Origin of the sequence: Clostridium sp. MCC353 (assembly GCF_018785315.1) — a bacterium.
In the GTDB taxonomy this organism is placed as follows: Bacteria; Bacillota; Clostridia; order Lachnospirales; family Lachnospiraceae; genus CHH4-2.
In genome coordinates this window covers 26,050-45,733 of record NZ_WQPN01000029.1, presented here as the reverse complement: position 1 = coordinate 45,733, position 19,684 = coordinate 26,050, and the positions used below count along the sequence as shown (strand labels likewise).

At 48.5% G+C, this 19,684-nt stretch carries 17 protein-coding genes; 15 read left to right on the top strand and 2 right to left on the bottom strand.

Annotation, left to right across the window (positions count from 1 at the left end; all coding sequences use genetic code 11):
• Positions 1 to 202: 202 nt before the first annotated feature.
• On the bottom strand, positions 203 to 694 hold the full coding sequence (locus GPL15_RS07420) for a 3D domain-containing protein (RefSeq protein ID WP_215697537.1): 492 nt from the start codon (positions 692 to 694) through the stop codon (positions 203 to 205).
• Positions 695 to 951: 257 nt separating this feature from the next.
• On the opposite strand from GPL15_RS07420, the gene hrcA reads away from it, so the two are divergent.
• From hrcA to GPL15_RS07395, 5 genes are all read left to right on the top strand, one after another.
• Entirely contained in the window at positions 952 to 1,983 is a 1,032-nt protein-coding gene (hrcA, locus tag GPL15_RS07415) for a heat-inducible transcriptional repressor HrcA (RefSeq protein WP_215697535.1), read from the top strand.
• An 11-nt stretch (positions 1,984 to 1,994) separates the two neighbouring features.
• Positions 1,995 to 2,624, top strand: coding sequence for a nucleotide exchange factor GrpE (gene grpE, locus GPL15_RS07410; RefSeq protein WP_215697533.1), 630 nt, complete (start codon positions 1,995 to 1,997; stop codon positions 2,622 to 2,624).
• 61 nt (positions 2,625 to 2,685) lie between these two features.
• Positions 2,686 to 4,551 carry a molecular chaperone DnaK gene (gene dnaK, locus GPL15_RS07405; RefSeq protein ID WP_215697531.1) on the top strand — a complete coding sequence of 622 codons (1,866 nt, stop codon included), beginning with the start codon at positions 2,686 to 2,688 and terminating at the stop codon, positions 4,549 to 4,551.
• Between the two features lie 70 nt (positions 4,552 to 4,621).
• Positions 4,622 to 5,779 carry a molecular chaperone DnaJ gene (gene dnaJ, locus GPL15_RS07400; RefSeq protein WP_215697529.1) on the top strand — a complete coding sequence of 386 codons (1,158 nt, stop codon included), beginning with the start codon at positions 4,622 to 4,624 and terminating at the stop codon, positions 5,777 to 5,779.
• Positions 5,780 to 6,002: 223 nt separating this feature from the next.
• Positions 6,003 to 6,971 (top strand): AraC family transcriptional regulator, encoded by a 969-nt coding sequence (locus GPL15_RS07395; RefSeq protein ID WP_215697527.1) that lies wholly within the window; start codon positions 6,003 to 6,005, stop codon positions 6,969 to 6,971.
• 89 nt (positions 6,972 to 7,060) lie between these two features.
• Here the strand turns inward: GPL15_RS07395 and GPL15_RS07390 are convergent, their stop codons facing one another.
• Entirely contained in the window at positions 7,061 to 8,005 is a 945-nt protein-coding gene (locus tag GPL15_RS07390) for a LysR family transcriptional regulator (protein ID WP_215697525.1), read from the bottom strand.
• Between the two features lie 294 nt (positions 8,006 to 8,299).
• Between GPL15_RS07390 and nikB the strand changes: the two genes are divergently transcribed.
• The 10 genes from nikB to rhaD all read left to right on the top strand — a co-directional run bounded on the left by nikB (position 8,300) and on the right by rhaD (position 19,656).
• Positions 8,300 to 9,286 carry a nickel ABC transporter permease gene (nikB, locus tag GPL15_RS07385; RefSeq protein ID WP_215697523.1) on the top strand — a complete coding sequence of 329 codons (987 nt, stop codon included), beginning with the start codon at positions 8,300 to 8,302 and terminating at the stop codon, positions 9,284 to 9,286.
• On the top strand, positions 9,286 to 10,173 hold the full coding sequence (locus tag GPL15_RS07380) for an ABC transporter permease (protein ID WP_252198174.1): 888 nt from the start codon (positions 9,286 to 9,288) through the stop codon (positions 10,171 to 10,173). The genes nikB and GPL15_RS07380 overlap by 1 nt, the downstream gene beginning before the upstream one ends.
• Before the next feature lie 14 nt (positions 10,174 to 10,187).
• Positions 10,188 to 11,177, top strand: a complete 990-nt coding sequence (locus GPL15_RS07375) for an ABC transporter ATP-binding protein (RefSeq protein WP_215697522.1) — start codon at positions 10,188 to 10,190, stop codon at positions 11,175 to 11,177.
• A gap of 9 nt (positions 11,178 to 11,186) precedes the next feature.
• The gene (locus GPL15_RS07370) at positions 11,187 to 12,143 is read left to right on the top strand and encodes an ABC transporter ATP-binding protein (RefSeq protein ID WP_215697520.1); all 957 of its coding nucleotides are present in this window, start codon (positions 11,187 to 11,189) and stop codon (positions 12,141 to 12,143) included.
• Positions 12,144 to 12,194: 51 nt separating this feature from the next.
• Complete coding sequence (locus tag GPL15_RS07365) at positions 12,195 to 13,829, top strand: ABC transporter substrate-binding protein (RefSeq protein ID WP_215697518.1); 1,635 nt, start codon at positions 12,195 to 12,197, stop codon at positions 13,827 to 13,829.
• A gap of 28 nt (positions 13,830 to 13,857) precedes the next feature.
• Positions 13,858 to 15,204 (top strand): alpha/beta hydrolase-fold protein, encoded by a 1,347-nt coding sequence (locus GPL15_RS07360; protein ID WP_215697516.1) that lies wholly within the window; start codon positions 13,858 to 13,860, stop codon positions 15,202 to 15,204.
• 332 nt (positions 15,205 to 15,536) lie between these two features.
• Positions 15,537 to 16,937 carry a rhamnulokinase gene (gene rhaB, locus GPL15_RS07355; protein WP_215697514.1) on the top strand — a complete coding sequence of 467 codons (1,401 nt, stop codon included), beginning with the start codon at positions 15,537 to 15,539 and terminating at the stop codon, positions 16,935 to 16,937.
• Between the two features lie 16 nt (positions 16,938 to 16,953).
• A complete protein-coding gene (rhaM, locus tag GPL15_RS07350; protein WP_215697512.1) occupies positions 16,954 to 17,268 on the top strand; it encodes an L-rhamnose mutarotase in 315 nt (104 codons plus the stop codon).
• A gap of 94 nt (positions 17,269 to 17,362) precedes the next feature.
• Positions 17,363 to 18,610, top strand: a complete 1,248-nt coding sequence (locus GPL15_RS07345; RefSeq protein WP_215697510.1) for an L-rhamnose isomerase — start codon at positions 17,363 to 17,365, stop codon at positions 18,608 to 18,610.
• Positions 18,611 to 18,828: 218 nt separating this feature from the next.
• The gene (gene rhaD / locus GPL15_RS07340; RefSeq protein WP_215697508.1) at positions 18,829 to 19,656 is read left to right on the top strand and encodes a rhamnulose-1-phosphate aldolase; all 828 of its coding nucleotides are present in this window, start codon (positions 18,829 to 18,831) and stop codon (positions 19,654 to 19,656) included.
• Positions 19,657 to 19,684 lie beyond the last annotated feature (28 nt).

Genomic DNA, 19,684 nt, shown 5'->3' with positions numbered 1-19,684 from the left:
GATAAATCCTTTCTGATGTTTTGTTAAGAAATTATAACAAATGTAATAATTCTGTAACAACTGACACAAATACATATTTTACACAGAAATTACCATTTGTCAAGGAAAATGGGTATTTTTTCCATCTCAACAAGTTTTTATAAGGTTTTTGGGGAACAAAAAAGGATGCGTAAGCCGTTGCCTGCGCATCCTTTATCCTTTGTCATTCCGCTAAAAATACTTCTACTGTCTGTAATCCATGATCCCATGCGTCGTCATGATCCTCGTAGTAAATATCGATTTCATTGCCGTTAACGCCGCTGCCTTTGTCTTCGACTGTATATACGATACCGTTAATCACAACTTTCGTACCTAAAGGGAGAAGGTTTAAATCTGCTGAAATTGTATGTTGTGCCTGGGGAACCGTTCCTGCATAGGTGAGATTGTGGCCTTTAGAACACTTTTCACAGTTACAGTAACCGCTGGTGGTGAAAAGACCAAGGGAATCACCTGCTTTAGGGGATTCAGGCTCTTCAATCTTTTCTTCAGCCGGAACACCGGGGCCGATTTCCTCTGTTTCATTTTCCTGTGCTGCTGCGTTGTCTGTTACAGTCACGTCAATTGTTTTTGCCGCCAGAGCTGTAATGGAAAATAAAGCGCCGAACAGGCAGACGAGCACAGCCATTCTCAATCGGTATATTAGATTTTTTATCATATGATTTACCTCGCAAATAAATTGTTATGGTGGATCAATTACCATTATATTACATAATTGTTAAATGTCAAGACAGGATCGTAATAACTGCTTAAAAGTACGGAACATTTTGTTAAAAATTGAGCCGTTTAAAAAGAAAAACTTAATTTTGAAAAAAGTGTTGACAAACGGATATGAAAGGATTATATTAAGTACATAGTTGTTAGCACTCGATGGTTGGGAGTGCTAATAACAAAAAAGATGGGAGGCGGGACGATATGGATTTGGATGACCGTAAGGTGATTATATTAAAAGCCATCATTAAAAATTATCTGGACACAGGTGAGCCGGTTGGATCCAGAACCATATCCAAGTTTACCGAGCAGAAGTGGAGTTCGGCTACCATCCGTAATGAGATGTCGGATTTGGAGGAGATGGGATATATCATCCAGCCTCATACATCCGCAGGAAGAATTCCTTCAGACAAGGGCTACCGTTTCTACGTGGATCAGATCATGGCGGAAAAGGAAAATGAAGTGGCGGAGTTTAAGGAGCTGATGCTTCAGAGAGTTGACCGTGTGGAACTGGTACTGAAACAGTTAGCTCAGATATTGGCGAAAGACACCAACTACGCTGCGATGATAACCGGCCCCAATTACCATCAGAATAAGCTGAAGTTTATCCAGTTGTCCAGAGTTGATTTGAGAAAGCTTCTGGTGGTGGTGGTAGTGGAAGGCAATATCATCAAGAACACTATTGTTCCGGTCAGCGTGGAGGTGACGGATGAAGAAGTCCTGAATCTGAATATTCTGCTGAATACCAATTTAAACGGCCTGACGGTTGAAGAGATCAACCTGGCGATGATCACAAGGCTGAAGGAACAGGCAGGTCTGCACAGAGAAGTGGTTGATCTGGTTCTCAATGAGATTGCCGCGGCGATTGTAGCGGATGAGGATCTCCAGATCTACACCAGCGGCACAACCAATATTTTTAAATACCCGGAACTGAGCGACGGTCAAAAGGCCAGCCAGTTAATCAGCACTTTGGAACAGAAGGAGCTTCTGCAGGAGCTGATAACAGATGTGAACTCCGCAGATGACGGAACCGATATTCAGGTTTACATCGGTGATGAGACGCCGATTCAGACCATGAAGGACTGCAGCGTTGTGACGGCCAATTATGATTTAGGTAAGGGGCTTAGGGGAACGATCGGAATTATCGGTCCCAAGCGCATGGATTATGAAAAGGTATTGGGAACTTTGCGAACGCTGATGACTCAGCTGGATGTAATCTTCCATAAAGAAGAATAGATGAAAGGTGAATGACAGGCGTGAATAGTGAAGAGATAAAACAGGAAGAGATGAATGAAGAAGCTGTTAAGCAGAACGAGTTAGAAGAAACCAATGAAGGAGCGGTTGAGGAGGCACAGACAGACGCAGGGGAAACAGAGCGTGCTGCTGAAGCTGAGGAAGCGGTTAAAAAAGGTTTTTTTGGCAAGAAAAAAGAGAAAAAAGATCCGAGAGACGCTCAGATCGAAGATTTGACAGACCGTTTAAAACGGTCCATGGCTGAATTTGATAATTTCCGCAAACGGACGGAAAAAGAAAAATCGGCTATGTATGAAATCGGCGCCCGTGATATTGTGGAACGGATTCTGCCGGTTGTGGATAACTTTGAACGAGGCTTAGCCTCTGTACCGGAAGCGGAAAAGGGAGGACCTGTGGCAGAAGGTATGGAGAAGATATATAAGCAGCTTATGAAAACCCTGGAGGAAGCTGGTGTGAAACCCATTGAAGCGCTGGGCCAGCCATTTGACCCTAATTTCCACAATGCGGTAATGCACATTGAAGATGAATCACTGGGAGAGAATGTGGTAGCACAGGAACTTCAGAAAGGCTATATGTACAGGGACAGCGTGGTGCGGCACAGCATGGTGCAGGTAGCTAATTAAGCGGCAGTATAAAGAAATTGAAAATCAAGCAAATCAGCATAAATATCAGGAGGAAAAAGCTATGGGCAAAATTATAGGTATTGACTTAGGAACAACGAACAGCTGTGTAGCTGTTATGGAAGGCGGTAAACCGGTTGTTATCGCCAATACGGAAGGTGTCAGAACCACACCGTCAGTTGTAGCATTTACAAAATCAGGAGAGAGATTGGTTGGTGAACCCGCAAAACGTCAGGCTGTTACCAACGCAGACAAGACAATCTCATCCATCAAAAGACATATGGGCACCGATTACCGTGTGACCATAGACGACAAGAAATATACACCGCAGGAGATTTCCGCGATGATCCTTCAGAAGCTGAAAGCGGATGCAGAAAGCTATCTGGGTGAGAAAGTAACAGAAGCAGTTATCACAGTACCTGCTTATTTCAACGACGCACAGCGTCAGGCCACCAAAGATGCGGGTAAGATCGCAGGCCTTGAAGTAAAACGTATTATCAACGAGCCGACGGCGGCAGCCCTCGCTTATGGTCTGGATAATGAAAAAGAGCAGAAGATCATGGTATATGACCTGGGCGGCGGTACATTCGACGTTTCCATCATCGAGATCGGTGACGGCGTTATCGAAGTATTGGCTACATCCGGCGACAACAGACTGGGCGGCGACGACTTTGATGCCAGAATTACTCAGTGGATGACAGATGAATTCAAGAAAGCGGAAGGCGTAGACTTATCCGTTGATAAGATGGCTCTCCAGAGACTGAAAGAAGCGGCAGAAAAAGCGAAAAAAGAATTATCTTCCGCTACTACGACCAACATCAACCTTCCGTTCATCACAGCTACTTCAGAAGGTCCAAAACATCTGGATATGAACCTGACAAGAGCGAAATTTGATGAATTAACCCATGATCTGATTGAAAGAACTGCAGTTCCGGTACAGAACGCATTGAAGGACGCAGGAATCAACGCTTCCGAATTAGGAAAAGTATTGTTAGTCGGCGGTTCCACACGTATGATCGCTGCTCAGGAAAAAGTAAAACAGTTAACAGGCCATGAACCATCCAAGACCTTAAACCCGGATGAATGCGTTGCAATCGGCGCTGCGATCCAGGGCGGTAAATTAGCGGGCGACGCAGGCGCAGGCGACATCCTTCTTCTGGATGTAACACCTCTTTCCCTGTCGATCGAAACCATGGGCGGTGTTGCTACAAGGCTGATTGAGAGAAATACCACCATCCCGACAAAGAAGAGCCAGATCTTCTCAACCGCAGCCGACAACCAGACTGCCGTTGATATCCACGTGGTACAGGGTGAAAGACAGTTCGCAAGAGATAATAAAACTCTTGGACAGTTCCGTCTGGATGGTATTCCGCCAGCAAGAAGAGGCGTTCCGCAGATCGAAGTTACATTCGATATCGATGCCAACGGCATTGTTAACGTATCCGCTAAAGATCTTGGAACAGGCAAAGAACAGCACATCACCATCACATCCGGCTCCAACATGTCAGATGATGATATCGATAAGGCTGTAAGAGAAGCTGCTGAATTTGAAGCACAGGATAAGAAGAGAAAAGAAGGTATCGATGCAAGAAATGATGCTGACTCCATGGTATTCCAGACTGAGAAGGCTTTGGAAGAAGTCGGCGACAAGATAGATGCTAATGACAAGGCTGCTGTAGAAGCTGACTTAAACGCACTGAAAGAAGCGATCAACCGCGCTCCGATCGACCAGATGACAGATGCCCAGATTGAAGATATCAAGGCAGGAAAAGAAAAACTGATGGCAAGCGCTCAGGCGTTATTTGCTAAAGTTTATGAAGCTGCACAGGGAGCGGCCGGCGCTCAGGGTGCAGGTCCTGACATGGGCGCTTCTCAGGGAACCGCGCCTGGCGATGATAATGTAGTTGACGGAGATTACAAAGAAGTATAAGATATTTAGATGAGATGAGGAAAGTGTTGTAGCAGTACAGCACTTTCCTTAGTGTGAAAGGTAGACTAACATGGCAGAGAATAAAAGAGATTACTATGAAGTTCTTGGCGTCGACAGAAATGCGGATGATGCTGCCCTGAAAAAAGCCTATAGGGCGCTGGCAAAGAAATACCATCCGGATACCAATCCTGGCGATGCAGAAGCAGAAAAGAAATTTAAAGAGGCTTCTGAAGCCTATAGTGTACTTAGCGACCCGGAGAAACGTAGGCAGTATGATCAGTTCGGCCATGCAGCATTTGACGGCGGCGCAGGCGGCGCCGGTGGGTTTGGCGGATTCGGCGGATTTGATTTTAACGGCGCGGATATGGGAGATATTTTCGGAGATATTTTTGGAGATATCTTTGGCGGAGGCAGAAGCAGCCGCGGCAGCGCGCGTTATAACGGACCTATGAAGGGCGCTAATCTGAGAACAAGCATCCGCATCACGTTTGAGGAGGCTATTTTTGGCTGTGAAAAAGAGATAGAGATCAATTTTAAGGAAGAGTGTTCTTCCTGTCACGGAACCGGGGCAAAGGCGGGGACCTCACCGGAAACCTGCCCTAAGTGCAACGGCAAAGGTAAGATCATGTACACCCAGCAGTCTTTATTTGGCCAGGTGCAGAATGTCCAGACCTGCCCGGACTGCGGAGGCACAGGCAAAATCATCAAAGAGAAATGTTCCGACTGCCGGGGAACCGGATATATTACGAAAAAGAAGAAATTTAAGGTCAATATTCCGGCCGGAATTGACGACGGCATGAGCGTGCGCCTTTCCGGAGCGGGAGAGCCGGGCGTCAACGGCGGAGAGAGAGGCGACCTGCTGGTTGAAGCGGTTGTTTCCAAACATCCTGTATTCATCCGCAAGGACACCAGCATATTCTCCACGGTGCCGATTTCATTTGCGACGGCGGCGTTAGGCGGAACCATCCGCATCAAGACGGTTGACGGACAGGTGGAATACGAGGTGCGTCCGGGAACCCAGACCGATACGAAAGTGCGTCTCAAGGGCAAAGGTGTTCCGTCCCTTCGTAACAGGAACCAGAGAGGCGATCATTACGTGACGCTGGTTGTCCAGGTGCCTGAACGGCTGACAGAGGCGCAGAAGGAAGCGCTCAGGAAGTTTGACGATGTGATGAACGGAAGGGCTTCAGAGACGAAGGAAACGAAGAAGAAAGGGCTTTTTAAATAAAAGCCTTATGAGCAGGCATAGGTAACGCCGGGAAGGCGGGAACCCGGAGGCGGATGGCCGCAGGGCTCCCGCCTTTCTGGCTGGGCGCCTGTTAAAAAGGCTGAATGGAAAAAGAAGATTTTTTTACATAGGTGACGTGGGCATTAACACTAAAGCGTGAAGGCATTTTTGAAAATGCCTTCACGCCCAATGTCACGCCCAGTGTTAAAAAATGAGGATGAAAATGAACCAGAATATCATAGACCAGCTAAGCATCATAACAGAGGAAGAGCGGGAAATTTTAGACGGCCGCACTGAAATTGACAAAACCCGTTATACGGAAAAAAAGGACCTGGTTGTGGACAGCAAAAAAATGCTGGAACACGGCAGGCTGATCAGAATACGGCCTCATACCCGTTTTGTGTATTTCCCAAAACATAAGCATAACTATGTGGAAGTGATCTATATGTGCCAGGGGACCACGGTACATATTGTGGACGGCACAAGGGTGGAATTAAAAGAAGGGGAGATCCTGTTTTTAAACCAGAATGCCACACAGGAAATCCTGCCTGCGGGTAAAGATGATATTGCGGTTAATTTTATTATTCTGCCGGAATTTTTTGATACCGCGTTCCGGATGATGGGAGAAGAGGAGAATCTGCTGAGGGAGTTTCTCGTAGGCTGTCTGAGGGGGGATAACGGTTATTCCAGCTATCTTCATTTCCAGGTGTCGGATGTGCTTCCGGTCCAGAATCTGATGGAAAATATGGTCTGGACGCTGATGAATAACCAGCCCAATAAAAGAAGCATCAACCAGATCACCATGGGCCTCTTGTTTCTCCAATTAATGCATTATACTGATAAGATCAGCCAGAATGAGGATGCCTATGAGCAGGAACTGGTGCTGAAAGTGCTCCGTTATATTGATGAAAATTACCGGGACGGGGAGTTGACGGAACTGGCCGGTATCCTGGGGTATGATATCTATTGGCTGAGCCGGGCGGTTAAAAGGCTGACCGGCAGGACTTATAAAGAACTGTTACAGATCAAGAGGCTGAACCAGGCGGGATTTCTTCTGCTGAATACGAAGATATCCGTGGCGGAGATCAGCGTGGCGGTGGGGTATGACAATACCAGCTATTTCCACCGGATTTTCAGGGAACGGTATGGTGTTTCACCGAAAGAGTACCGGGAAAATAACAAAATTAATTAGAAAAATTGAATAAAAGGGACAAACCGAAGCGGAAGGCACGCAATCACATGCCCTCTGCTCCGGTTTGTCCCTTTTATTCAATACAGCCTTTAAATCTTCAATAAAATAGCCCTGTAAACCTCACGGACCAAATCGATATAATCGACAGCATAAGGCGGCAGAGTGGTTCCTTTTCTGTAAATGGCCGCCGTCTTGTTGTAAAGCGGATGGTTTCCGATGGAGAGGGCGGTCAGCTTAACCTTCTGCTCCAAAATAGCCAGATGCATGTTGGTGACGATAGCGACGCCGCAGCCTGCGCAGACCAAATCGATGGCAGAATGCACGTTAGTCAGATTGTTGATGGAAGCGGGCTGGAAATTCAGTTGTTTGAACAGGTGCCTTGCAGCCATTGTGGTGAACTGGTCTTCCGGCTGCAGGAGAAATTTTTCATTCCTGGCCCATTCTAAGGGAATCCAGGGATATCTGAATTCCGGTTTGATGGTGGCCATGGCGGTCAATGGGTGGTTTGGCGGAACGGCCAGCACAATTTCCGTGTCCTGGACGTCTTTTGTCTGCAGGTTTGGCCGTGCCGGATAAGGCGGAGAGCCGGGGGATACGCATATGGCAAGATCTAAATCCCCCTTTTCCACCATGTCATATAAAGAAAGCGTTATTCCCTCCGTAAAGCTTAACTGCACATTGGGGTGCTTTTTCTGATAGGCGATGGCGGTTTGGGATAACAGGAAGCGGCCGGATACCGGTGTGATTCCTACCCTGAGCACCGGATATTTCCTGTCATGGAGCATCTGAAGTTCCCTGTCCATGGCAGCTTTTAAGCTCAAAATGCTTTGTGCATATTGAACATATTTTAAACCGAAATCTGTAGGAATTGTAGAATTCTTATTCCGGACAAAAAGCGGCTCGTCCAATTCGCACTCCAGTTTTTTTATGGATTTGGTCAGTGCAGGCTGTGTGATAAAAAGGCTTTTCGCAGCGTCCGTATAGTTTTGGTATCTTGCAAGAGCTACAACATAATTCAATTCTTTAAAATCCATGTTTTAATCCCCTATGATAAATGAAAATGACACAATAATTATGAAAAATGGTTATTATGTCTATGAATTTGTGTAATTTGACACTTAATAATTTGCAATGCTATAGTTTAGCTACAATTTACAGGCAGTTTCATTATAACAAAAGGAGAATGGCAAAACAAGACGGGAATATACCTGGAATTTTTTGCCAATAAAAAAGGAGGAATCAGAATTTAGAATAAGAATTAAATAGAAGGTCAGGAAAGGTGGGGAGAGGTTATAACGTGTAAAAATACATAGAGGGAGGGATTACAAGTGATAAATTATATCATGAAACGGATCGTAATGATGATACCCGTCCTGATCGGCGTATCGTTCCTGGTTTTCAGCCTGCTTCATTTTGCCCCAGGGGATCCGGCCAGAATTATGCTGGGGGATGACGCTCCGGTGGAGGCGATTGAAGAAAAGAGGGAGGAACTGGGGCTTAACGATCCTTTTATTACCCAGTATGTCCGCTATATTAAAAATATCGTTACAAAAGGGGATTTTGGAGATTCCTTTAAATCCAACAGGCCTGTGGTGGAGCTGATTTTTGAACGGTATCCCACCACGCTGAAAATGGCCAGCGCATGTCTGGTCATGATGATTCTCATGGGGCTTCCCATCGGGATCATTTCAGCGGTGAAGCAGTATACGTGGATAGATAACATCGCCGTGACCATCGGCCTGGTTGCGGTATCCATGCCTAACTTCTGGCTGGGCATGGTGCTGATCATCATTTTCTCCGCAAACCTTCACTGGCTGCCCGCATCCGGGTTCTATGGGTGGAAATACTGGATTCTGCCGGCCATGACCGTCGGCTTTTCCAACGCCGCCAGCTTACTGAGAACCACCCGTTCTTCCATGTTGGAGTGCATCCGGCAGGATTATGTGGTCACCGCCAGGGCCAAAGGGCAGAACGAGCTGACGGTCATTCTCCATCATGTGCTCCGCAATGCTCTGCTGCCTATTTTCACGGTGATTGGAATTTCCTTCGGGATCATGCTGGGCGGCGCCATTGTCACGGAACAGATTTTTTCCATACCGGGAATTGGAAAGCTGATGATCGATTCCATCAACTCCAGAGATTATCCCGTTGTGCAGGGAGCGGTGCTTTTGGTGGCATTTTCCTTCAGCGTCATCAACCTGATCGTGGATATTCTCTATTCATTGATCGATCCCAGGATTAAAATGCAGGGGCGGAAAAGGCTGAAACGGAGAGAGGAAGAGAAACATTCTGAAGAGAAAGGGGTGGCTGTGTGATGAAAATCAGAATGGACAGCAGGGAAAAAGGGCAAAGTGGCGGCAGCCACAGCCGGCTGGGGGACGCCGCATACCAGTTTTCCAGGAACCGGCTGGCAGTTGTATGCCTGATCGTGCTGCTGATAATTATTCTCGCTGCGGTGTTTGCCGATTTTGTGGCCCCTTACGGCATTGATGAACAGCAGATATCAGACGCCCTTCAGCCGCCCAGCTTAAAATACTGGTTCGGTACGGACAACTATGGAAGAGATATCTTTTCCAGGGTTTTATATGGGGGAAGGATTTCCCTTCTGGTGGCCATAATGGCTACGATCCTCTCCACCGCGGCCGGAGTGGTATTAGGCTCCCTGGCCGGATATTACGGGGGGAGAGTTGACAATGTGATTATGAGGATTATGGACATATTCATGGCCATTCCTTCCCTTCTCATGGCCATTGTTCTGGCCACCAGCCTGGGAGCAGGCCTTCGCAATACGGTTTTTGCAATCGCAATCTCGGCAGTCCCCAGTTTTACCAGGGTGGTCCGGGCGCCTATCCTGGCCGTCAAACAGAATGAATATATTGAAGCCTCAAGGGCGATTGGAGCCAGGCCTCTCAGGCTCATCATCAGGCATATCCTGCCCAATGTGCTGGCCATCATTATCGTCCAGGCCACGCTGGGCGTGGCAAATTCCATCATATCTGTAGCCAGTTTAAGCTTTTTGGGACTGGGCGTCCAGCCGCCCACCCCGGAATGGGGCACCATGCTCTCCACAGGCAGATCATATATCACAAAATGCGCATGGCTGGTCACGTATCCCGGCCTGGCCATTGTTCTCAGCGTCATCTGTTTAAATGTGCTGGGAGACGCGCTGCGTGATGCTCTGGATCCGCGGCTGAAACAATAAGGGAGGAAGGTTCAATGGATAATGAAAAAGTGCTCAGTGTAAAGGATCTTCACATACATTACATAACGCGGAACATGGGAACCTGCCGGGCCGTCAACGGCGTCAGCTTTGATCTGGTTGCCGGGGAAACCCTGGGGCTGGTGGGGGAGACAGGAGCGGGAAAAACAACCATTGCCCGGGGAATCATGCGTTTAGTCAGCGATCCGCCCGGAAAGATCATAAGCGGAAGCATTGAATTTAAGGGGGAAGACCTGTTGAAAATGCCTCTTAACAAGATGAAAAAATACAGGGGCAATAAGATATCCATGATCTTCCAGGATCCCATGACCGCATTGAACCCCATCGATACGGCAGGAGCCCAGATTATGGAAGTGCTCAAGCTGCATTCCGGTTTAAAGAGCAGGGGGGAACTGGAGAAAAAGGCGGGAGAGATGCTGGAGATGGTGGGAATTCCGGCGGGCCGCCTCAAAGATTACCCCCACCAGTTTTCCGGGGGTATGAAGCAGAGAATCGTTATAGCCATCGCATTGGCCTGCTCACCCGAACTCTTAATCGCCGATGAGCCCACAACGGCCCTGGATGTGACCATCCAGGCCCAGATTCTGGATCTCATGAACAAGCTGAAAAATGACTTAAAGACCTCCATGATTTTAATCACTCACGATCTGGGAGTGGTGGCCGAAATGTGCGATAAGATTGCAGTGGTCTATGCAGGAGAAATCGTGGAATACGGTACGGCCAGGCAGATTTATAAAGAAACCGCCCACCCCTACACCATCGGCCTGTTTGAATCGCTGCCCAGTTTAACCGGAGAAGAGACAAGGCTGAAGCCGATAAAGGGCATGATGCCCGACCCGTCCAATCTGCCTTCCGGGTGCTGTTTCCATCCCCGCTGCCCCTATGCGGACCAGGGATGCAAAGATGCCAGGCCTAAGCTTTTGGACATCGGTTCGGGGCATTTGGTGAGATGTCATAAAACCCCGGCCCCGCCGGCGGCAAAATAGGAGGCTGCTATGGATACAATTTTAGAAGTGAAACATTTAAAAAAGTATTTTGATACTCCCGGCGGCAGGCTTCATGCGGTGGACGACATATCCTTTTCCATCGGACGGAAGCGGACCCTGGGCATTGTAGGGGAAAGCGGATGCGGGAAATCCACGGTAGGAAGGGTGATTCTCCATCTTTTGGATCACACGGCCGGAAAGATCTATTATAACGGACAGGATATTTCCGATATTCCGTCTAAAAGAAGATATGAGCTGTGTTCGGAAATGCAGATGATCTTCCAGGACCCCATGTCCTCCATCGATCCCCGTATGACTGTATTTCAGACGATTGCAGAGCCGCTTATCATATTCAAATACGGTACCAAAGCGGAGATCGAAAAACGGGTTTATGAAATAATGGATACGGTGGGGATTGCAAGGCGGATCAAGGACGCATATCCCCATGAACTGGATGGAGGGCGCAGGCAGAGGGTTGGTATTGCCAGGGCTCTGGTGCTTTCCCCTAAACTCATCGTCTGTGACGAGCCGGTTTCGGCTCTGGACGTCTCCATCCAGGCCCAGATCCTGAACCTGATGCAGGATCTTCAGGAGCAGATGGATCTGACCTACATCTTTATCACCCATGATCTGTCGGTTGTGCGGTACATTTCACATGAAATTATGGTCATGTATCTGGGGCAGATGGTGGAATACTGCCAGTCCAAAGAGCTGTTTCAGCATCCCCTTCACCCCTATACCAAGGCGCTTTTGTCTGCGGTGCCGGTGCCGGATATCGATGTGAAAAAAGAGCGCATCCTGCTGAAGGGGGAGATCACTTCACCCATCGATCCCAAACCGGGCTGCCGTTTTGCCGCAAGATGTATTTATGCCCGGGAGAAATGCTTCCATGAAAACCCCGGTTTTCAGGAAATTACAAAAGGACATATGGCTGCCTGCCATTATGTAGAGACAATTAACCAATGAAAAATGGCAGTGAGACTTGACACTGCCTGAAAAATGAAGGAGGTCGTAAGTATGAAAAAAATGACAGCGGTTTGTTTAGCAGCGGCAATGGTTCTGACTTCGGCGGCGTGCGGCGGTTCCAAAGAACCGGCTCCCGCCCAGAAAACGGAAACGGCTGTGACGGAAACGAAAGAAAACCAGCCAGCCGGTGAAACAGCCGGCAGCGCCGTATCCGCCAAGGATACCATCATCATGGCCAGCAATGTGGAACCGGCCACCCTGGACCCCAGCGGACTGGACAGCGCGTCCATCAAACGGGTATACTGCCAGGTATTTGACCAGTTGTTCCGCTATGACGGCAGCAGCGCCAACATCGTGCCTTATGCGGTGGAATCTTATGAAATGGACGACGACAATCTGGGAATCACCCTTCATTTGAGGAAAGATATCGTATTCCATAACGGGGATAAGGCGGACGCGGACGATCTGGTGTTCACCCTCGCCCATTATAAAGGGAGCAGCATCGGCGCAACCCTGGATTTCATCAACTTCGACGATGTGACAAAGACGGATGATTACAGCGTCCATGTGGGCCTCAATTACTCCTTTGGAGCGCTTTTGGATTCCCTGGTGAAGGTCAGCCTATTTTCAGAAAGCGCTACGACTGAAAAAGGCGGGAAGTTCGGACAGGAGCCGGTGGGCAGCGGCCCGTATAAGTTCGTGAAATGGGTCAGCGGAGACAATATCACCCTGGAGGCCAACGAGGATTACTGGAACGGGGCCCCTGCCATTAAAAATATGATCATCCGCCTGATTTCGGAACAGTCCGTTCAGATGATCGAACTGGAAGCGGGAACCATTGACGTGGCCTTGGATCCGCTGAACTCCGATGTTGCCGACCTGCTGAGCAAGGGAAGCGAGACCCTGAAAGTCAACAGCGGCGGGGAAGTGGTTGTGCTGTTTATGGCCTGTAATTATGAATCGGAAAGCGGGATCATGAAAGATAAAAGGGTGCGCCAGGCCATCGCCTATGCCATCAATACGGAAGACGTGGCGGCGGTTGCCTATGACGGAACCGGAAAAGGCGCTACGGGGCTGATCCCTCCGGGCGTGCTGGGATATGACGAAAGCCTGAAAGAGGGTTCGGTTCTCACTGCGTCCGATATTGACAAAGCCAAGGCTCTGCTTTCAGAGGCAGGATATCCGGACGGCGTCACCTTAACCATGGTCAATGCCAATGTGATCACCTATACCCGGGCCGCGGAAGTGATTCAGAACCAGCTTGCCAAAATCGGCATTACCCTGGATATTACCACATACGATGACGCCACCGCGTCCTCCATGCAGGAAGGGGATTTTAAAGAAGATTTATGTATCCGTCTGGTAAATATCAACGGCGACCCCATTGTGTCCCCTTACGGAACCCATTTTGAGCCTGCAAAAGGCGTGGTGGGAGGCAGAAATGTGGCCAAGAACGCCAATGATCCCGAAACAGAGGAACTGCAGAAGACCATCGATGAACTGAAAGTGACCTTTGAACCTGATAAAAAAGTTGAACTTTTAAAAGAAGCCCAAAAGATCTGCAACGAGAATATGTGGTGGATCCCGTTAAGCTTTGCCAGCCTGAATGAGATACAGAATACCTCATTAAAAGGCAATATGAAGGTAGTGAATTATGAATATATGAATAAAGCGTATTTTGAATAAAAAGAGATGAGGTTCAGGAAGGAAAACTATGAGAAGGGGAAGCGTACATGTAATTACCGGCTTTTACTCAAAAGCTTTAGACAGCAGACGGACGCTCCGGGTCTATCTTCCGCCCCAATATGAAAAGTCTCAGGAACATTATCCCGTGGTATACCTCCATGACGGACAATGGGTTTTTTCGGAAAAGGGAAAAAAACGCTGGGACGTGGATTTGGCAGCGGATGATTTGATCCGGACGGGCTATATCCCGCCGGTGATTCTGGTGGGAATTGACTGTAATGAAGAAGACCGGAGAAGGGAAATGACACACACAACCCCGCCTCCATTCCGGAAAATGGGAAGAAGGGGATATATCCCCTGCTATGCCTTCAAGGGCGAGGGGCTGGGATTTTCCTATGAAGCCTGTCTGGCGGATGAGGTGAAGCCCTATATTGACAGCCATTTCCGCACAAAACCGGAAAAAGAAAATACCATGCTGGCCGGTTCTTCTATGGGCGGAATCGTGACCTTATGTATGGGCATGAACCGCCATGACATCTATGGAATGCTGGGGCTTTTGTCCCCCGCCATTCACTGGCTGTCCGATGAATTTTACAATTCCATCAGAAACTACGGCCAGAAGATCTGGCTGGACTGCGGGATGGCGGAGTCCTATTATGTGGACAATACCAGGGAACTGTACCGCATTTTCAGAGGAATCGGTTATGAACAGGGGAGGGATCTCCACTATCTGGCCCAGCCGGACGGGGTTCATACGGAGCAGTATTTCGGCCAGCGGTTCCGCATGGCGCTGCTCTGGATGTTCGGTGAAAAAACCAGGCCCAAAGCGGCGGCCCTCCAGGGCAGGAACACGGTGTCGGTCAATGGATACCCTGCCATGCTCAACACGGTCCTGGTCTATGAAAACGGGATTATGAGCAGCGATATGGACGCCTCTTATGAGGTGGAGCCGGAAGGAATTGTGGAGATCGATCCCATGGGGGAGGTCAAAGCGCTGCATCCGGGAGAGGCTGTGATCACTTACAGAAACGGGGATTTGGTTGTAAATAAGCAGGTTACCGCGGTCAATTCCCTGTCGGGAAGCGTGCTGTTAAACATATCCGTGGAGGTGCCGGAGGACACGCCGGAAGATGATCCGGTGGTGTATCATTTTTTCAGGGACCAGTACTGTGTGCTCGAAAGGAAGTCGAAACATGTTTTCACAGGCAGCATCGGCATCCCCAGGGACTGGGAGTTTTACGGGCATTTTGGAAGATGCGTGGAAAACCGGGACATAAAGAAAGAATGTACCGGAGACGGCAGGGAAGTGAACCGGTTTGTCAGGGCCTCTGAAAGCCAGTCCCTTTACTATGTGGTGGAGAAGTGGAAGGAATAGCAAAAGACATCGGATGCAGGAGTTGGAACCTGCATCCGATGTCTTTTTGATTGGAGTTCTTTTATAAAATAAGAGATTAACCAGGAGGGGGATTTTCCTCAGCAGTGCAAATAAGGACGCATTTTTAAATCAACCAGGTTCTTATTTTTTTGTCTCTTTTCAGTTATGATAAAAACAGATTAAAATGTTAGAGGCAAATGTGTGAAAATAATTCTGACGGTTTCTTTTTCACACCCCAATTTGTGCCGGAGCCACAAATTTGAGCTGCGGCTGGGAAGCTTAACTTCTCAGCCCGTGCCTCCGCAAAAAATGCTCCGGCTTGGAGGAATGACATGGGAAAATACTATCTGGCAGTGGATATCGGAGCATCCAGCGGCCGTCATATGCTGGGAACGGTAAAGGGCGGGAAGATGTATCTGGAAGAGATTTACCGTTTTTCCAACGGAATGAGCCCGGTAAACGGAGAGCTGTGCTGGGATGTGAACGCTTTGTTCCACGAAATTAAGGAAGGCATGAAAAAGTGCGCGGAGCTGGGAAAAATCCCTTACTGCATGGGCATCGACACCTGGGCGGTGGACTTTGTCCTGCTGGACAAAAATGACCGGATTATCGGCAATACGGCGGGATACAGGGACGACCGGACCCAAGGGATGGACGAGGAAGTTTATAAGCTGGTTTCCAAGGAGGAGCTGTACCGGAGGACGGGAATCCAAAAGCAGATTTTCAATACCATTTACCAGCTTATGTCTTTGAAACAGAATCATCCGGAACAACTGGAAAAAGCGCAGTCCCTGCTGATGATACCGGATTACTTTAATTTTAAGCTGACCGGGATTAAAAAGCAGGAATACACCAACGCCACCACCACCCAGCTGGTGAGCCCGGAAACTATGGAATGGGATATGGAGCTGATCCGCAGGCTGGGTTATCCGGAACGGCTGTTCCTGCCCCTGTCGGTTCCCGGAACCACAGTGGGGGAATTGAGCGGGGTAATCCAAAAAGAGGTGGGATTTAACTGCCAGGTCGTGCTTCCGGCCACCCATGACACCGGTTCGGCCGTTGTGGCGGTCCCTTCCAACCAGGAGGATGTTCTCTACATCAGTTCAGGAACCTGGTCTTTGATGGGGACGGAGCGTATGGCCGCCAACTGCTCTCTGGAGAGCATGAAGGCTAATTTTACCAATGAAGGCGGTTATTTTTTCCGGTTCCGCTTTTTGAAAAACATTATGGGGCTCTGGATGATCCAGTCCGTGAAAAAGGAACTGGATAACCGGTATTCCTTTGCAGAGCTCTGTGAGATGGCCTCTAAAGAAACCATTTCCTCCATTGTGGACTGTAATGACGACTGTTTCCTTGCTCCAAAAAGCATGACGGAAGCGGTAAGAGGAGCATGCAGGGAGAGCGGGCAGGCAGTTCCTGAGACGCCGGGACAACTGGCGGCGGTCATCTACAACAGCCTGGCAGTTTGTTATGGAAAGACTCTGGAAGAGATCGAGGCGGTCACAGGAAAGCGTTATGGCTGCGTACATATTGTGGGCGGAGGCGCCAACGCGGAATATCTCAACATACTGACCGCCAAGGCCACCAAACGGGACGTTTACGCGGGGCCAACCGAGGCCACCGCGATCGGCAATTTAACTGCCCAGATGCTGAAGTCAGGGGAGTTCAATTCCCTGAAAGAAGCCAGGGAAAGCATTTTCAAGTCATTTGAAATTAAAAAATACAGCGCCTGAGAAGCAGGAGGAAACTATGGTAAGAAAAGCATTTAAAATGTTCTTAAACCCGGGCATGGCAGAAGAATATGAGAAAAGGCACAGGGAACTGTGGCCGGAGATGAAAGAGATGATCCACGAATACGGCGGCAGCAATTATTCCATCTATCTGGATCAGGAGACCAATATCCTTTACGGTTACCTGGAAGTGGAGGATGAGGAGAGATGGAGCCAATCAGCCGATACGCCGGTCAACAGGAAATGGTGGGATTATATGGCTGACATCATGGAAACCAACGAGGACAACAGCCCTGTATGCATTGATCTAACGCCTGTATTCCATTTGGACTAATAAAAACATAATAGCTGGCGGGAAAATTGGCTGTTTTGTCATGAAAACCAGCCGTCTGAACTGTTACATAAAAACAATAAAAGGAGAATGTAAAATGACCACAAAGGAAAGATATGAATCCGCAAGAGAAATTTATAAAGCAATCGGCGTGGATACGGACGCGGCTTTAGAAGCGCTGAAAAAGATTCCGGTTTCCATGCACTGCTGGCAGGGAGACGATGTCAACGGTTTTGAAGGCGCGGGCCAGTTATCGGGCGGCATCCAGGCAACGGGCAATTACCCGGGCAAAGCGAGAACGCCGGAAGAACTGATGGCTGATATCGACAAAGCCCTCAGCCTGATTCCGGGAAAACACCGGATCAACCTTCACGCCAGCTATGCCGTTTTTGAAGAAGGGGAAGCGGTGGACCGGGATAAGCTGGAACCGAAACATTTCAAAAAATGGGTGGAATTTGCCAAGGAAAGAGGGCTTGGACTGGACTTTAACCCAACCTGCTTCTCCCATCCTAAGGCAGAAAACGCGACCCTTTCCAGCGAAGACCCTGTAATCCGGAAATTCTGGATCGATCACTGCAAGGCATGCATCCGCATTTCGGAATATTTTGCAGAGGAACTTAAAACCCCATGCGCCATGAATATCTGGATTCCCGACGGATTTAAGGATGTTCCTGCGGACAGGACCTCACCCAGAGCCAGATTAAAAGATTCCCTTGATCAGATCATCTCCATCGATTATGATAAGAGCAAGGTTTTGATCGCCGTAGAATCCAAGGTGTTCGGCATCGGATTCGAAAGCTGTACTGTGGGTTCCCATGAATTCTATATGAATTATGCCGCTAAAAATGACCTTCTCTGTCTGCTGGACAACGGACATTACCATCCCACCGAGGTGGTTTCCGACAAGATTTCCAGCATGCTTTTGTTCTTTGATAAGGTGGCCCTTCATGTGACACGTTCCGTGCGCTGGGACAGCGATCATGTGGTGCTGTTTGATGATGAGACAAAGGAGATCGCAAAAGAGATCGTGAGAAATGGCGCCGACCGTGTGCTTCTGGCCCTGGATTTCTTCGATGCCAGCATCAACCGCATTTCCGCATGGGTGACGGGCATGAGAAATATGCAGAAAGCCCTGCTGTTCGCCCTGCTCCGTCCGGACGGCTGTTTAGCCAAACTTCAGGAAGAGAGAAACTTTACAAAGCTGATGGTGATGCAGGAGGAATTGAAGGCGTATCCATTTGGCGACGTATGGAATTATTTCTGCCAGATCAACGGTGTACCGGAAAAAGAAGAGTGGTTTGACGAAGTGATGAAATACGAAAAAGAAGTGCTGTTAAAGAGATAGATGCCTGTAGGCTTCTATAAAGTGCCGCGCCTGCGGCGGAATGTGAGGTTCGTGTGAAAAATAATCCTGATGGTTCATTTTTCACACCCAAATTTGTGCCGGAGCCACAAATTTGAATCGCAGCTGAGAATCTGAAATTCTCAGCGCGGGCCTACGCAGCGCAAAGTTTGCGTTAGCAATATTTGCGAATAAACTGCTCCGGCATGGAGGAGATTAGAATGAGAGTTTTAGACGCAGAATTTGTAAAAGGTTTTATTCGGATGTGCGATGACGGTTTTAACCAGAACTGGCACGAGCGAAACGGCGGTAATTTGAGCTACCGCATCAAAAAAGAAGAAGTAGAAGCGGTGAAAGAGGAGCTGGATTACGATAAAGAGTGGCAGCCCATCGGCACCAGCGTTCCGGGACTGGCCGGGGAGTATTTCCTGGTGACCGGAAGCGGGAAGTATTTCAGAAACGTGATTCTGGACCCGGCATCCAATATCAGCATCATAGAAGTGGATGATAAGGGTGAGAACTTTAGAATCTGCTGGGGACTGGTTAACGGCGGAAGGCCTACCAGCGAACTGCCTTCCCACCTGATGAACCACGAAGTGAAGAAACTGGCTACGGACGGCAGGCACAGGGTGATCTATCATGCCCACCCGGCCAACACCATTGCCCTCACCTTTGTGCTTCCTTTAGAAGATAAGGTTTTCACAAGAGAGCTTTGGGAAATGGCCACCGAATGTCCGGTTGTGTTCCCGGACGGCGTAGGCGTTGTAGGCTGGATGGTGCCCGGCGGCAGGGATATCGCCGTTGCCACCAGTGAACTGATGAAAAAATACGATGTGGCCATCTGGGCCCATCACGGCATGTTCTGCTCAGGAGAGGATTTCGACCTGACCTTCGGACTGATGCATACAGTGGAAAAATCCGCGGAAATTCTGGTAAAGGTGCTGTCCATCCGTCCAGACAAGCTTCAGACCATCACACCTCAGGATTTCAGGGATCTTGCCGTTGATTTCAAGGTGACGCTGCCGGAAGAATTTTTATATGAGAAATAAATTTAGCTTGACAAATCATGTTCATTAG